The 640-nt window shown below is 61.9% G+C and carries 1 protein-coding gene; it reads right to left on the bottom strand.

The features are described from left to right. The coding region (locus BGN95_RS07215; protein ID WP_286772107.1) for a type IV toxin-antitoxin system AbiEi family antitoxin domain-containing protein at nucleotides 1–335 on the bottom strand (335 nt) is incomplete at its 3' end. Nucleotides 336–640 lie beyond the last annotated feature (305 nt).

Here is a 640-nt window from a genome sequence, read left to right on the forward strand (position 1 = left end):
GGGCGCGTCGGAGCCCATTTCTTCCATCCGATGAGCACCCAGACTTCGTGAGGCGTTTGAGTCGTCAGCTCATGGAACTGCAGCGCAGAAAGAAGGCATATGACGCCGTGGGGGACGATCCGGGCAGCCTCGGCCAGGCTGTGCGCCGGCGAGAGCTTGGCGTCGGCGAGTTGGTAGAGGCCTCGGCCCCGCTGAACCAGGAGCCCCTCCTCCTGCATCCGCTTCAGATAGACCCGGGGGACCCCCAGGGCGTTGAAATCGCGGGCACGGGCGATCCCCCTCTTCCGGACGAGGGTAAGGGCGCGCGTCTTCAGCTTCGAAGGGCTAGCGGGCATGTTACATATACTAGGCGTATATTGACTTTAGCCCCGTAAAGGTATCATCATTCCTTGCATGGGAACACCTCGAGTCTGCCCAGCGAGCGCTCGCAGGACCGAAGTTCACAAGTCTTTGTGCGACGCTACTTCGCGAAAGGCTTGGCGTTCCTGCGAAAACCTGCGCGATCGCTCGCTGCGGACCGCCGATCCTACGCCTCACAACCGAATTGCCTCGGCTCGCATCGCCTCCGATCTTGGCACCGAAGCTAGTGATTTTCATCACGGACGGAGCCATGCTGCAGAGACCGCCCAACGGGGACCGC

This window comes from Sphingomonas sp. 66-10, from assembly GCF_001897045.1.
Taxonomy (GTDB): Bacteria; Pseudomonadota; Alphaproteobacteria; order Sphingomonadales; family Sphingomonadaceae; genus Sphingomonas; species Sphingomonas lycopersici.